11 protein-coding genes are annotated in these 12883 nt (G+C 74.3%); 9 read left to right on the forward strand and 2 right to left on the reverse strand.

What is annotated here, in order from left to right; translation table 11 throughout:
- Positions 1–2 precede the first annotated feature (2 nt).
- The 5 genes from ACTMTJ_RS26020 to ACTMTJ_RS26040 all read left to right on the forward strand — a co-directional run bounded on the left by ACTMTJ_RS26020 (position 3) and on the right by ACTMTJ_RS26040 (position 6669).
- Positions 3–2264 carry an FtsX-like permease family protein gene (locus ACTMTJ_RS26020; RefSeq protein WP_441220340.1) on the forward strand — a complete coding sequence of 754 codons (2262 nt, stop codon included), beginning with the start codon at positions 3–5 and terminating at the stop codon, positions 2262–2264.
- A complete protein-coding gene (locus ACTMTJ_RS26025) occupies positions 2264–3439 on the forward strand; it encodes an acyltransferase family protein (RefSeq protein ID WP_441220569.1) in 1176 nt (391 codons plus the stop codon). The genes ACTMTJ_RS26020 and ACTMTJ_RS26025 overlap by 1 nt, the downstream gene beginning before the upstream one ends.
- A gap of 13 nt (positions 3440–3452) precedes the next feature.
- Positions 3453–3815: a hypothetical protein gene (locus tag ACTMTJ_RS26030; RefSeq protein ID WP_441220341.1), complete on the forward strand. Its 363-nt coding sequence runs from the start codon at positions 3453–3455 to the stop codon at positions 3813–3815.
- Between the two features lie 51 nt (positions 3816–3866).
- Complete coding sequence (secD, locus tag ACTMTJ_RS26035; RefSeq protein WP_441220342.1) at positions 3867–6056, forward strand: protein translocase subunit SecD; 2190 nt, start codon at positions 3867–3869, stop codon at positions 6054–6056.
- A 118-nt stretch (positions 6057–6174) separates the two neighbouring features.
- On the forward strand, positions 6175–6669 hold the full coding sequence (locus ACTMTJ_RS26040; protein ID WP_441220343.1) for a hypothetical protein: 495 nt from the start codon (positions 6175–6177) through the stop codon (positions 6667–6669).
- 22 nt (positions 6670–6691) lie between these two features.
- Here ACTMTJ_RS26040 and ACTMTJ_RS26045 read toward each other — a convergent pair whose 3' ends face one another.
- Together ACTMTJ_RS26045 and ACTMTJ_RS26050 are read right to left on the reverse strand one after the other, a co-directional pair.
- Positions 6692–7354: a hypothetical protein gene (locus ACTMTJ_RS26045; protein ID WP_441220344.1), complete on the reverse strand. Its 663-nt coding sequence runs from the start codon at positions 7352–7354 to the stop codon at positions 6692–6694.
- A gap of 60 nt (positions 7355–7414) precedes the next feature.
- A complete protein-coding gene (locus ACTMTJ_RS26050; RefSeq protein ID WP_441220345.1) occupies positions 7415–7852 on the reverse strand; it encodes a GNAT family N-acetyltransferase in 438 nt (145 codons plus the stop codon).
- A 277-nt stretch (positions 7853–8129) separates the two neighbouring features.
- On the opposite strand from ACTMTJ_RS26050, the gene ACTMTJ_RS26055 reads away from it, so the two are divergent.
- From ACTMTJ_RS26055 to ACTMTJ_RS26070, 4 genes are read left to right on the forward strand one after another with little or no spacing between them, the layout of a single operon-like run.
- Positions 8130–8384, forward strand: coding sequence for an acyl carrier protein (locus tag ACTMTJ_RS26055; RefSeq protein ID WP_441220347.1), 255 nt, complete (start codon positions 8130–8132; stop codon positions 8382–8384).
- Entirely contained in the window at positions 8374–9582 is a 1209-nt protein-coding gene (locus ACTMTJ_RS26060) for a beta-ketoacyl synthase N-terminal-like domain-containing protein (protein WP_441220348.1), read from the forward strand. The genes ACTMTJ_RS26055 and ACTMTJ_RS26060 overlap by 11 nt, the downstream gene beginning before the upstream one ends.
- A gap of 1 nt (position 9583) precedes the next feature.
- Positions 9584–10555 carry a beta-ketoacyl synthase N-terminal-like domain-containing protein gene (locus tag ACTMTJ_RS26065; RefSeq protein ID WP_441220350.1) on the forward strand — a complete coding sequence of 324 codons (972 nt, stop codon included), beginning with the start codon at positions 9584–9586 and terminating at the stop codon, positions 10553–10555.
- Positions 10552–12699 carry an alpha/beta fold hydrolase gene (locus ACTMTJ_RS26070; RefSeq protein WP_441220352.1) on the forward strand — a complete coding sequence of 716 codons (2148 nt, stop codon included), beginning with the start codon at positions 10552–10554 and terminating at the stop codon, positions 12697–12699. Before ACTMTJ_RS26065 ends, ACTMTJ_RS26070 begins: the two co-directional genes overlap by 4 nt.
- Positions 12700–12883 lie beyond the last annotated feature (184 nt).

Here is a 12883-nt window from a genome sequence, read left to right on the forward strand (position 1 = left end):
CCGTGTCGGCCACCCTTCGCCTGGCGATGTCCGGGCTGCGCGGGCGGAGCAAGGTCGCCGCCGGCGCCACCGCGCTGGTGGCCGCGCTCGCCGCGGCTGCCGTCGTCGCCGGGCTGTCCGTGCAGAGCCAGGGCGGCCCGCAAGTCGACGACATCTACCGCGACTCCGGCCGCCCCGACCTGGTGGTCTACGGCGAGCCGGTCGTGCTGGAGGGGCTGCGCGGCGACGCCGCCTTCGCCGCGACCGGCCCGGTCACCACCTACACCACGGGCGACGTCACGCTCGGCGACGGATCGGTCGAGGCACGCGTCGACACGCTCCCGCCGGCCTCCGCGCCGGGCGCGCCCCAGCTGCGCACCGGACGCTGGCCGTCGGCGCCGGGCGAGGTCGTGTTCGACCGCGCGGCCGCCGTCGAGGCCGGGGTCCGCGACGGCGATCGGGTACAGGTCAACGTGGCCGGCCGCCCGGCGACCCTGACCGTGGTCGGCACCGCCGTCGACCTCACCGACTGCTTCTATCCCGACTGCGACCCCATCCGCCTCTTCGTCGACCAGGCCGGGCTGCGGGCGCTCGCGCCCGACGTGGCCGACCGGCACACGCTGCTCATCGCCCGGCTCACCGACCCGGACGCAGCCGACGCGGCCGCCGCCCGGCTCGGCGGCAGCGCCGGCGTCGACGGCGTGCAGCCGTGGCCGGACACCCGCGCCGACATCCTCGCGCGGGAGCTCATCTTCGGTGCCTCACTCGCCGCGTTCGGCGTCTTCGTCCTGCTCGCCGCCGCGTTCGTCGTGGCCGGCACGGCGGCCGCGCGGCTGCTGGCCCGGCGCCGCGAGATCGCGCTGCTCCAGGCGGTCGGATACACCAACCGGCAGATCATCGGCGGCCTCCTCGGCGAGACGCTGATCCTCGGTGTCGCCGGCGCGGTCCTCGGCTGGGTGGCGGGCACGCTGATCGCACCGTCCCTGCAAGTGGGGCTCTCCGCGGCGATGGGCCGCGGCGGCTTTCGGGTGAGCGTGGTGTCGCTGCTTGTCGCGGTCGCGTTCGTCGGCGTGATCCTGACCGCCGCGACCGTGCTGCCCGCGCGCCGGGCCGCCCGCCAGCCGGTCACCGACGTGCTCCGCGACGCGCCGCCGCGTTCGGCCGCGCCGGCCCGCGTCGCCCGGCTGCTGGAGCGGACGCGGCTGGGGCCGGCCACCCGCTTCGGGCTCGGCAGCGTGCTGGCCCGGCCGGCCCGGTCGGCGCTGACCGCCGCCGCGCTCGCCATCGCCGTGGCCGCGGTCGTGGTGGCCGCCGGTTTCCTGTCCACGATGGACAGGTTCGTCACCGACCCGGCCCGCTCCGGCGACCCGTACGACGCGGTGGTGGCCGGCGACGGCACGGACGGTGCGGGCACAGCCGCCGCGCTGTCGGCGATGCCCGAGGTCGCGAGCTGGTACACCCAGACCGACCGGCGGGCGACCCTCGGCGACGCGACGTTTCTGGCCCGGGCGATCGGAGGCGACCCGGCCCGGGCGGGCTTCGTGCTCCGCGAGGGCCAGCCGCTGCGGGCGGCGGGGGAGGCGCTCGCCGGATACGGCTTCCTGAAGCGCTTCGACCTCGACGTCGGCGACACCGTCGACATCCGCGCCGGCGAGACACCGCTCTCGCTGAGGATCGTCGGCTGGTACAGCGAGACCGAGGACACCGGCGAGGTGCTGATGTACCGGGCCGAGATGCTCCCCGGCGCCACACCCGACGCGTTCCTCGTCTCCGCCGGGAGCGGCACGCCGGAGCGGCTCGCGACCGCGCTGCGCGACAAGCTCGGCCCGGCCGCGATCGTGCGCCCCATCGAGTCAGACCCCGACGAGCTCGCCCTCTTCACCTATTCGATGCTCGTCATGGCCGGGCTGGTGCTCGTCGTGAGCCTCGCCAACCTGGCCGCCGCACTGCTCAGCGGCGCGCGGGAGCGGGCCCGCGTGCTCGGCGTGCTGCGCACGGTCGGGTTCACCGTGCGGCAGACGCTCGCCCAGTCGGCGAGCGGCGGGGCCGCGCTCGGTCTCGCCGCCGGCATCGTCGGCCTGCCCGCGGGGCTCGCCCTCTTCCAGGTGCTCTCCGACCAGATGACCATCGGCATCGGGGCCGGGCCGGGGCTTGCCCGAAACCCCTCGTGGGTGGTGCTCGTCCTGACCGTGCCGGTGGCGGCGCTCGTCGGCGCCCTCGCCGGTGCCGCGGTGACCCGCCGCCTGGCCGGCACGGCGGCTTCCACGCTGGTCCGGTGGGAGTGATGGCGATGGCCGTCGACGTGGTGCGACCGGCGCGCCGGTCCGAGTTGGACGCGATCCGCGCGTTCGTGGTGATGGGGCTCGTGTTCTTCCACTCGGCGCTGGTCTTCGACGCGCGCGACGACTTCTACGTCAAGAACCCCGAGACGACCGGCGCGATCACCATCTTCGCCGGGCTGGCCGTCGTGTGGGCGATGCCGATGCTCTTCATGGTCGCCGGCCTCGGCGTGTGGCACTCGCTGCGCCGCCGCGGCCCAGCGGGCATGGCGGCGGAGCGGTTGCGCCGGCTCGGTGTGCCGCTGGTGTTCGTGACGGTCGCGCTCGTCCCGCTGCCGCAGTGGCTCCGGCTGCGCGGCGAGACCGGCTCCGACGAGTCGTACCCGCGCTTCCTGCCCCGGTTCTTCGACGTACACCTGGACCTGTCCGAGTTTCCGTTCGTCCTACAGGGCGAGCACTTCGAGACCGGTCACCTGTGGTTCGTGGTGCTGCTGCTCGCGTTCTCGCTGATGCTGGCGCCGGTCGCGGCCTGGCTCCCGCGCGACTCCGGCCGCCAGGTCCTGGATCGGCTGGCCACCGCGGCGCGGCGCCGCGGCGCGATCCTGCTGCCGGCCGTGCCGGTCGCGGTGCTCTGCGCGCTGGTGGGGCTCGAAGAGTCCTACGCGGGCTGGAGCCGCTGGGCATACCTGCTGTTCTTCGTGTACGGCGTGGTGCTGGCCGCCGACCGGCGATTTCGCGAGGCGATGCGCCGCGCGGCCGGGCTGGCCGGTGTGCTGGCGATCGCCCTCTTCTCGGTCGGCGCGGTGGCGTTCATGTCGGCGGACGACCCGTTCACCGACATGACCGGGGTGGCGATCGCCGCCCGAACGCTCTACGGGCTGACCGGCTGGTGCGCCCTCGTCGCCATCGCCGGCTTCCTCGACCGCCCAACGCGCTCCACATCGGACACGCCGGGAGGCGGGCGCTTGTCCGGCTACGTGAGCACGGCGGCGCTGCCGCTGTACCTGCTGCACCAGCCGATCCTCGTCGCCGTCGCCTATGTCGTCGTGCGCTGGGACGCGGGGATCCCGATCAAGTATGCGGTGCTCGTCACGGTCACGTACGCCATCACGGTGGCCGCCTACGAGCTGCTCGTGCGGCGCACGCGCCCCACAAGGTTCCTTTTCGGCCTGCGCGCTTGATACATTCACGAGCGTGACGGATTCGGCGCACCCGCGACGGGTCGCCGCGCTGCCCCTGCTCCTGGCCCTCTTCGTCACGCTCCTCGTCCCGCCGCCCACCGCGCGGCCCGCATCGCCCGCGTCGACAGCCGCCGGCGCGGGCGTCGCCGCTTCCGGGCGGTTCGCGGCGACCTCCGCCTGGCCGAGCGCGTTCGCCGTCGTCGCGGCGATCGGGTCCGCCGCCGCGTCCGCACCGGTGTCGGGCGCCGTCACGGCCGCCGCGATCGCGACGCTCGCGCCACCCGTGGCCGGCTGGTCCGTCCCGCTGCGCTCCACAGTGGAGCGAGCGGTCGGCGCGCCACTCCTCGCCTTCCGGGGCCGGGCTCCGCCTGCCTGACGGCACGCGTCGAGTCCACTTCACCCTTTCACCCAAGCGAGGAGAGTCATCGTGTCGCGCGCCAATGCCGCGCGCGCCGTCCTCGCCCTTGTCGTCATCGTCGTGTCCGGATGGCTCATCGCCGTCCGGCCGGCGCGGCTCGGGCTGGATCTGCGCGGCGGCACCCAGATAGTGCTGGAAACGAGAGACGGCGAGCTGGCCAAGGCCACCGCCGAAACCACGGACGAGGCGGTCGAGGTGCTCCGCCGCCGCGTCGACGCGCTCGGCCTGTCCGAGCCGACGCTGGCCCGGGCCGGCGAACGCCGCATCATCGTCGAGCTGCCCGGCGTCAGCGATCCGCGCCAGGCGACCGAGGTGATCGGCCGCACCGCCCAGCTCACCTTCCGCCCGGTACTCGCTCCAGGATCCACTGTGGACGGCGGGCAGACGCTGCCGGACGAGCGGGGGCAGCAGCTCCAGCTCGGGCCGGCCGCGCTCACCGGCAACCAGGTGGCCGACGCGGTCGCCGGGCGCGGACAGTTCAGTGGCTGGGAGGTACAACTCGACTTCCGCGACGCCGGGAAGGCCGCGTGGGCGAAGCTGACCGGCACCGCCGCCTGCGCACCGCAGGGCGACCCGACCCGGCGCGTGGCCGTCGTGCTGGACGACCGGGTCCTGGTGTCCGCCGAGGTGGACACCGAGACCCCGTGCGGCACCGGCAACGCCAGCGGCCGGGCCCGCATCACCGGTACGTTCACCGCGGCCGAGGCGCGCGAGCTCGCCCTGCTGGTCCGGGCCGGCGCGCTGCCCACGCCGGTCGAGATCATCGAGCAGCGCACGGTCGGGCCCACGCTCGGCCAGGAGGCGATCGAGGCCTCCGCGCGGGCGGCGATCATCGGGGTGCTGGCCACCGCGCTGTTCGTCGTCGCGGCGTACCGGCTGGTCGGCCTCATGGCAGCGCTGGCCCTGGGCGCCTACGGGCTGATCTCGTACGCCACCCTGCTCGCCTTCGGCGCGACCCTCACCCTGCCGGGACTGGCCGGCTTCGTCCTGGCGATCGGCATGGCGATCGACGCCAACGTACTCGTGTTCGAGCGGGCCCGCGAGGAGTACGCGACCGGCCGGCGCACGCCACGCTCCGCGCTGCGGACCGGGTTCACCAAAGCCTGGTCGGCGATCGCGGACGCCAACGTGACCACGCTGCTCGCGGCCGGACTGCTGTTCTTCCTCGCCGCGGGGCCGGTACGCGGCTTCGGCGTCACGCTGTCCGTGGGCGTGCTCGTGTCGATGTTCACCGCGCTCGTGCTGAGCCGCGTGCTCACCGAGGGCGCGCTCGGCCTCGCCCGCCGGCCGCGGTGGACCGGCCTGGCACACACCGGCTGGGTGCGCCGCGCCCTCGCCCGCCGCGAACCCGACATCATGGGCCGCCGGCGCCGCTGGCTCGCGATCTCGGCGCTGGCCGTCGCGCTCGCGGTGACCGGCATCGCCGTGCGCGGGCTCAACCTCGGTGTCGAGTTCACCGGTGGCCGGCTCGTCACGTACACGACGAGCGCGTCGTTGAGCCCCGAGGCCGCGCGGGCCGCGGTGGTCGGGGCCGGCCTGCCACGTGCTGTCGTGAACGCTCAGGGCACATCGGGGGTGAGCGTTCGCGCCGGCTCGTTCGACGACGCGACCGAGGCACGCGTGCGGCAGGAGCTGTCCGAGGCCGGGGGAGGCGACGTCCGGCGCGAGCGGGACGACCGCATCGGCCCCAGCCTCGGCGAGGAGCTGCGCCGCAAGGCCGTGGTCGCCCTGGTAGTCGCGCTCGCCGCGCAGCTGGCATACCTGGCGGTGCGCTTCCACTGGCGGTGGGGCCTGTCCGCGGTGGCGGCGATGGCGCACGACGTGCTGCTGTTGCTGGGCGTCTTCGCCTGGCTGGGCCGTCCGGTCGACGGCGTTTTCCTCGCCGCGCTGCTCACCGTCATCGGCTACTCGGTCAACGACTCGGTGGTCGTCTTCGACCGGGTCCGCGAGCTGGTCCGGGCCGGCCCCCGCGGCCGCAAACGGCCGGCGTTCGCGACGCTCGCCAACCGGGCCTGCCTACAGACCGTGCCGCGCACGGTGAGCACCGGCCTGGGCGCGATCTTCGTGCTTGTCGCGCTCGTCGCGCTCGGCGGCGACTCGCTGTTCGACTTCGCGCTGGCCCTGCTGATCGGCGTGGTCGTCGGGACCTACTCGTCGGTGTTCGTAGCCACCCCACTGGCCGTCGAACTGGAGCCCTAGACGGACCGGAGCGGTGCGGGTCGCGGCGGGGGCGGGGCGCCGCCGCGACCCTGCTAGGGTGCCGCACGTGAGCGGGGGCGCCTTCCGCGCCACGCGAACGAGCGAACCAGGAGACACAGTGACCGACGCTGACGTGCACCTCGTCGCCCAGCCGCGCATCGACACCGTCGTGACGGACTTCCACACGGAGAGCCGGCGGCTGCGTAGTGACTACGCCGGGATGGCCTGGATCGGCGAAGAGCCGGACGGCGAGACCGGCATGATGGGCCCCAACTACCGGCGCCGCATGGTCGACTCGCAGCTCTTTCTGCCCGACACCCACTGGTACGACGTGGACGCCCTCGACGACGTCGAGGTGCAGCTCACGGTCGGGCTGGTGCAGGTGCCCGCCACCGACCGCGGCACGCAGGGCCTGGTCGGCGCGATCGGGGAGCCCGAGGTCGACTTCTTCGAGCACCCGGTCGGCCTCGACGGCGTCGGCCTATGCCTGAGCCTCCACGGGGAGATCTGGTCGAACGTCGGTCTCTCCTACCGCGTCACCGTCCTGGCCCGCCCAGAAGCGCTCCTCCGTAAGGGGGACACCCCTCAGCAGGAGGAGGAAGACGACTCCTGACCCGACCGCGGCGTCGCCCGCGTCAGGCGCGCACCGCGGAGTGGCTCACGGTCGCCGCGGGCCGGGCCGCCACCACGTCGTCGATCGCGCCGGCGAGCAGGTCGCGGAGCGTCGTGTCGGGGTCGGGGATGCACGCCTTGGCGATGCCCTGCACCGCGAACTCGACGGTGCGCGGCGCGCCATGCCGCTGGTACATCCTCCGGGACACGGAGACGTCGTAGGTGAACCGGTGTGCCCAGCGTGCCGCGAGTGGCGCGCGGAGCAACGCACCCCGGCTGGACGGCCTGAGCGTGTCCGGCGGGCGGCCGTCGAGGCCCGCCAGCAGGCGGTTTCCGCTCAGCACCGAGACGGCCATCGCGTTTTGCATCTCGGCGGAGACGACCGGGAGGGCGGTCTCGGCGGCGCGCAGCGCGATCAGCGCGTCCCACCGGACGTCGTCGCTGGTCAGGCCGATCACCGAGGGGATCAGCTCGGCGAGGCGCTGGCGGCCGGGGTCGCTGGTGTGGTCGTTGACCAGGCGGGCGAGCGAGGCGAGCAGCGGGTGTGTGCAGGCCGGGTGGTCGCTCCACCGCTCTCCGGCGAGGTAGGACGCCATCTCCATGAAGCAGGCACCCTTGCGTGGGTTGCGGTGGCGGCCGCGGGACAGCAGCGGCATCGAGTCGGGCAGGTGGACGTCGGTCGTCATGGGCACCTCCAAGCCACAGGTGCGGGTCAGACTCCTCTCAGTTTCCCCCTTGTGGCCGCTCTAGTCACGGGCATTACCGTCCGCCCGGACTAGTGGGCGAATCCATCGCGTCCAGGATGAATCAGGCATATAACCGGCGGTGCGGTAGAGCTCGTGGGCGCCCGGGTTGCCGTCGTCAACCATCGCGTCGGAGCGGCGGCCGCCCAGCTCGACGAAGCGTTCCTCGGCGGCGGTGAGCAGCGCGCGGCCGATGCCCTGGCGGCGGTGGTCGGGGGAGACCGCGAGCCGGTAGATGTGGCAGCGCCACCCGTCCCATGCGGCGATCACCGTGCCGACGAACGCGCCGTCCGACTCGGCGATCAGCACCGACTCCGGGTCGTGGCGCAGCAGCCGGGTAACGCCGGCAAGGTCGTCGCTCACGCTGCGGCCATGGGCCGCCGCGGTCCAGAAAGCGAGCAGTCGCTCGGCGTCGTCCAGCCGGCCGGCGCGGATCTTCATCACTACACTCTTGCCCGGCGGCGCCCTGTATGTCGAGGACGCGTGCGCCAAAATCCCCGACCTCCGCCGCCATGTCCGGTGTGCAAGACCAAACCGCGGGACGCGCCCTGGTCGCGGCTCCGCACCCCAAACGACGCACGCCGTGTGCGACCGGCCGCGGCGGCCCCGTTGTCTGATCCCCGGGGTTGATCGTTCCGGCGAATCTGGCCGCTCCCAAAGACGGTTGACCGCAAGTACCGGGCCTGGGGAGGCAGTACGCGGTAAGGGGAGAGAGACCATGCCACAGGAGACGTCCGCAACGCGGCTGCGCGCGATGGCGGCCGAGGTGTTCGACGTACCGGCGGAGGAGATCACCGACGGCGCGGCCTTCTACGAGGATCTCGGCGTCGACTCGCTTCAGAAGGTCGACTTCGTCGTACGGATGGAGCGGCAGCTCGGTCTGAAGCTCACCGACGACGAGGCGGCCGGCATGCGGGACCTCGGCGGGGCCATCGCCATACTGCGCAGCCGGGGACTGAGCGTTGGACCGTGACGGCGTCGCGGTGTCCGGCGTGGGCGCGGTCTCGCCCGCCGGGCTGGGCGTGCACGCGTTGTGGCGCGCCATCGAAGACCGCCGGGTGCTCACCGGGCCCGTAACGCGATACGACCTGTCCGGCTACCCGACGCAACGGGCGGCCGAGGTGCCACCCGGCGCGGTGGCGGCGCTCGACTCGCTGGTGCCGCCGCACGAGTCGCTCGCCGCCCGCTACCTGGCCGCCGCCACGCTGGAGGCGCTCGGCGACGCGGGCCTGCCGGCGCACCGGCGGCGGGGACGGCTGGGACTGTTCGTGGGGACGGTCATGGGCACCCGGCCGCTGCTGGACCGGGCGATCGGGCGCGGACCGCTCGGCGTGGCCGACCGGGCCTGGGCGCGCCCCGACGAGCTGCTCGCCGCCGTCCGCCAGGTGGTCACAGTGGACGGTCCCGCGGTGCTGCTCGCGCCGGGCTGCTCCGCCGGCAACGAGGCGATCGCCGCCGGTGCCGCCGCGGTGGCCTCCGGCGAGGTCGACGTGGCGATCTGTGGCGGGGCGGACGAGCTGTCGCTGGAGGTGTTCGCGTTCTTCACGTCGATGCGGGCGCTCGCCGGCGACGAGATCCGGCCGTTCGACGCGGGACGCAGGGGCACGATGCCGGGCGAGGGCGCCGCGGTGCTCGTGCTGGAGCGGGCGGAACGGGTCGCCCGCCGGGGGCGCCGGCCACTCGCCCGGGTGCTCGCCACCGCGTCCGCCGCCGACGCGCACAACCTGACCCAGCCGCACCCGGACGGCGCCGGCCTGATCGTCACGATCCAGAACTGCCTCGACCGCGCGCGGGTCGAGCCCGACGACGTCGACTGGGTCTGCGCGCACGGCACGGGAACCCCGGCCAACGACGCGGTGGAGGCCCGGGCGGTCGCCAAGGCGCTCGGCGGCCGGCGGCGCCCGGTGGTCTCCTCGGTCAAGGGACAGCTGGGCCACGCGGAGGGCGCGGCCGCCGTGCTCGAGGCCGTTATCGGGGTACGTGCGCTCGCGCATGACCTCGTGCCCGGCAACGTCACGCTGCTCGACCCCGACCCGGAGTGCGCCGGCGTCGACCTCGTGGAGCCGGGTGGCCGGCGGGGACCGGTGCGCCGGGTGCTGAGCCAGGCGTACGGCTTCGGCGGTGCGGTCTGCACCGTGCTCCTGGGGAAGGGGACGCCCGATGCCGGCTAGCGTGACAGTTCGCGGCGCCGGCCTCCGGCTGTCCGAAGTGGACGATCTGGCGGGGCTCGCCCGCTGCCTTTCCGCCGCACCGGTCACCGCCCCGGTGCGCCGGTTCACCGCGCCGGACACCGTGCTGGCACCGGTGGAGCGGGCCGTGTACGGGCCGGTCGAACCCCGCGTGCCGGCCCGCGCCGGCTCCCGCGGGCTGCGCAGCGTGCCGCACGAGTCGCTGCTCGCCCTCGGGTCGGCCGCGGACACCCCTGAGGCGCAGGCGCGAAACGACACCACGGCGGTGGTGTGGGCCAGCTCCACGGCCGGGCTGCCGGAGTACGCCACCGTGTGCGCCGAAGCGTCCACATTGGATCCTGGCTTCGTCGCGCCCGCGCTCGGGCCGGCGTCCGCGTACAACTGGCCGGCCGCCACCGTCTCCATCCGCCTCGGCCTCGCCGGGCCCAACCTCACCCTCACCGGCGGTGCCACGGCGGGCATCTCGGCGATCGCGGAGGCGATGCGGCTCATCGCCTCCGGCGACGCCGGCGCCGCGGTCGTCGGCGCTTCGGCGGCCGTGACCCGCTGGAGCCTGACCGCCGCCCAGGACCACCTCACCCCGGCCGAGGGCGCCGCCTGCCTCGCGCTGGACCCGGCCGGCGGGCCCGGCGTCACGCTGCGCGACTGCCACCGCACCGACCTCGTCCGCGCGACAGCCCGCGTGATACAGGCCGCCGCACGGCCGGAGACCCGCCCGGACGGCCTCGTCATATCCACATTGGACACGCAGCTCGTCGACGCGCTCGCGTCCGGACAACCCTTCCCCGTCTGGCACGTCGAGCGGGTGCTCGGCGACCTCGGCGCGGCGGGCGGGTTTCTCGCGGTGGTGGGTGCCGCCGCCATCTGCGCCACCGCTTCAGGCCCCACGAACATCCTCGCCCTCGCGGTCGAGCCGTGCGGGAGCACGGCCAGCTTGGAGGTTTCGTCATCGTGAACAACAACATCGTCGAGCACCTGCTCTCCGCCGGTAAGCCCGACGCGACCGCGTACGTGGACGCCGGCGGGCAGGTCACGTATGCCGAGCTGGCCCGGGCGGTGCACGCGTACGCGGCACGGCTCGACGGCTCCGCCTTCCGGCCGGGCAGCCACGCGCTGATCGTCGCCGACGACTCGATCGCCACGGTCGTGGCGATCCTCGGCGTGTGGTGGGCCGGTGGCGTACCGGTGCCGGTCAGCCCGATGCTCACCCCGGCCGAGATCGAGTTCATCGCGGCCGACTGCTCCGCCACGTACCTGCACCTGGACGAGCGGGCCGAAGAGCGCCTGCCCGCCACGGGCGCCCTCGACCTGCCCCGCGGCCGGGCCGACCGGATGGCGCCCTACGACGGCGAGATCCCCGCGCCCGCGCACCAGGGCGACGGCGACGTCGTGCTGATCCAGTACACGTCCGGCAGCACCGGCCAGCCCAAGGGCGTGCTGCACACACGCGCCGGCATCGACAGTGTCCTCAGTGGATTCGGCCGGATCCTCGCGCTCTCGCCGGCCGACACCGTGCTCTCCACCGCCAAGCTCTCCTTCGGGTACGGCTTCGGCAACTCGCTGCTCTTCCCGCTCGCCGCGGGCGCCCGCACGGTGCTCAGCGCCGGCCCGCCGGACGTCTTCCGGGTCGCCGCCACGCTCGCCGCGCACCGGCCGACCGTGCTGTGCTCGGTGCCCCGGGTGTACGCCGCGCTGCTGGAGCGGGTCCGGCACGGCGAGGCGCTCGCGTTCGACTCGCTGCGGCTCGCCGTCTCGGCCGGTGAGCACCTGCCCGCGCCGATGTGCGGCGAGTTCGCCCAGGTGTGCAGCGCCCCGCTGGTCAACGGGCTCGGCGCGACCGAGGTGCTGCACATCGTGGTGGCGACCAACGGCAGCCGTCCCGGATCGACCGGCATACCTGTGCCGGGCGTGCGGATCACCGTGCGGGACGACCAGGGCGAGATCGTGCGCGACGGTGTCGAGGGGCGGCTGCACGTCTCCGGTGGCTCGGTCGCGGCCGGCTACCTCGACCGCCCGGAGGCCACCGCCCGCACGTTCGCCGACGGCGGCGCGTACACCGGCGACATCGTGCGCCGCGCCGCGGACGGCGACCTGGAGTACATCTGCCGGCGTGACGACCTCATCAACGTGGGCGGGTTCAAGGTGTCGCCGTTCGAGGTGGAGGCCGCCGCCCGCGATGTGGACGGGCTCTCCCAGGTCGCTGTCGTGGGCGCGCGGGACACGAGCGGGCTGGAGCAGGCGGTCGCGTACCTGGTGCCGGAGAACGGCGTCGACCGGGCCGTGCTGCGCTCGGCCGCCCGCCGCGCCTTCCGCGACCAGCTGCCGGTCTTCAAGCGCCCGGCCGTCATCGAGGTCGTCGACCAGCTCCCGGTCACGTCGACCGGCAAGCTGGCCCGCTTCAAGCTGCGTACCGGCGAGGTCGACGTCACGCTGCGGGTGCTCCGCGAGGGGCAGGGGCGGACCGTGATCTGCCTGCCGTACGCGGGGGGCTCGGCCGGCTCGTACACCCGGCTGGCCAAGCACCTGCCGGAGTCGTGGCGGGTGGTCGCCGGCGAGGCGAACCTGCGCGGCCCGGTCACCGTGCCGGACGTGGCCGACGCCTGGTGGAAGGCGATCACGCCCTATCTGACGGAAGGCACCGTCCTCTTCGGACACAGCCTGGGCGCGCTCGTCGCGGCCGAGGTCGCCAACCGCGCCGGCGCCGGTCTGGAGCCGGCGCACGTGGTGCTCTCCGCCCCGCCGCTGTCCGGTGCGACCGCCAAGGCGATCCGCGCGCAGGACGACGCGGAGCTGGTGGCCGACCTGACCCGCAGCGGGCTGATGCCGCCGACCACGCTAACGGCGGACGAGGTCGGGCGGCTGCTGCTCCCGCGCTTTCGGCGTGACTTGTCGCTGGTGCCGGACGAGTGGACGCCGTCGCTGGAAACGCCGGTGCACGTGCTGGTCGGTGCCGAGGACACACTCTGCACGCTGCCCGGCGTCGCCGCCCGCCTCCGCCCGTCGATGGTCGCCAGCACGCATGTGGTCGACGGCGGTCACTACTTTGTGGTGACCAACCCGGTGCAGACCGCCACCGTGCTGGCTGGCCTCTACCCGTAGACCGGCGGGGCGCGGGAAGAGGCCCCCCGCCCGCCCGCCGTTGCCGCGGCGGGCGGGCGGGACCTGGCTTCACTTCGTGGGCACAGCGCCGGTTAACGCACGCCGGGTTTCGCCATTGGGGACCGTGGGCGAGGGCCCGTGGCGTGGTCTCGCCCACGGTCGCCGCCGGCCGCTCCGGCGGTAA

Source organism: Phytohabitans sp. LJ34, from assembly GCF_052068095.1.
Lineage (GTDB): Bacteria > Actinomycetota > Actinomycetes > Mycobacteriales > Micromonosporaceae > Phytohabitans.

Bases quoted from the DNA above. Each gene is read 5' to 3' on its own strand.
- ACTMTJ_RS26025 (WP_441220569.1), top strand. From the start codon at position 2,264: ATGGCGATGGCCGTCGACGTGGTGCGACCGGCGCGCCGGTCCGAGTTG.
- ACTMTJ_RS26045 (WP_441220344.1), bottom strand. From the start codon at position 7,354: ATGACGACCGACGTCCACCTGCCCGACTCGATGCCGCTGCTGTCCCGC.
- ACTMTJ_RS26050 (WP_441220345.1), bottom strand. From the start codon at position 7,852: ATGAAGATCCGCGCCGGCCGGCTGGACGACGCCGAGCGACTGCTCGCT.
- ACTMTJ_RS26055 (WP_441220347.1), top strand. From the start codon at position 8,130: ATGCCACAGGAGACGTCCGCAACGCGGCTGCGCGCGATGGCGGCCGAG.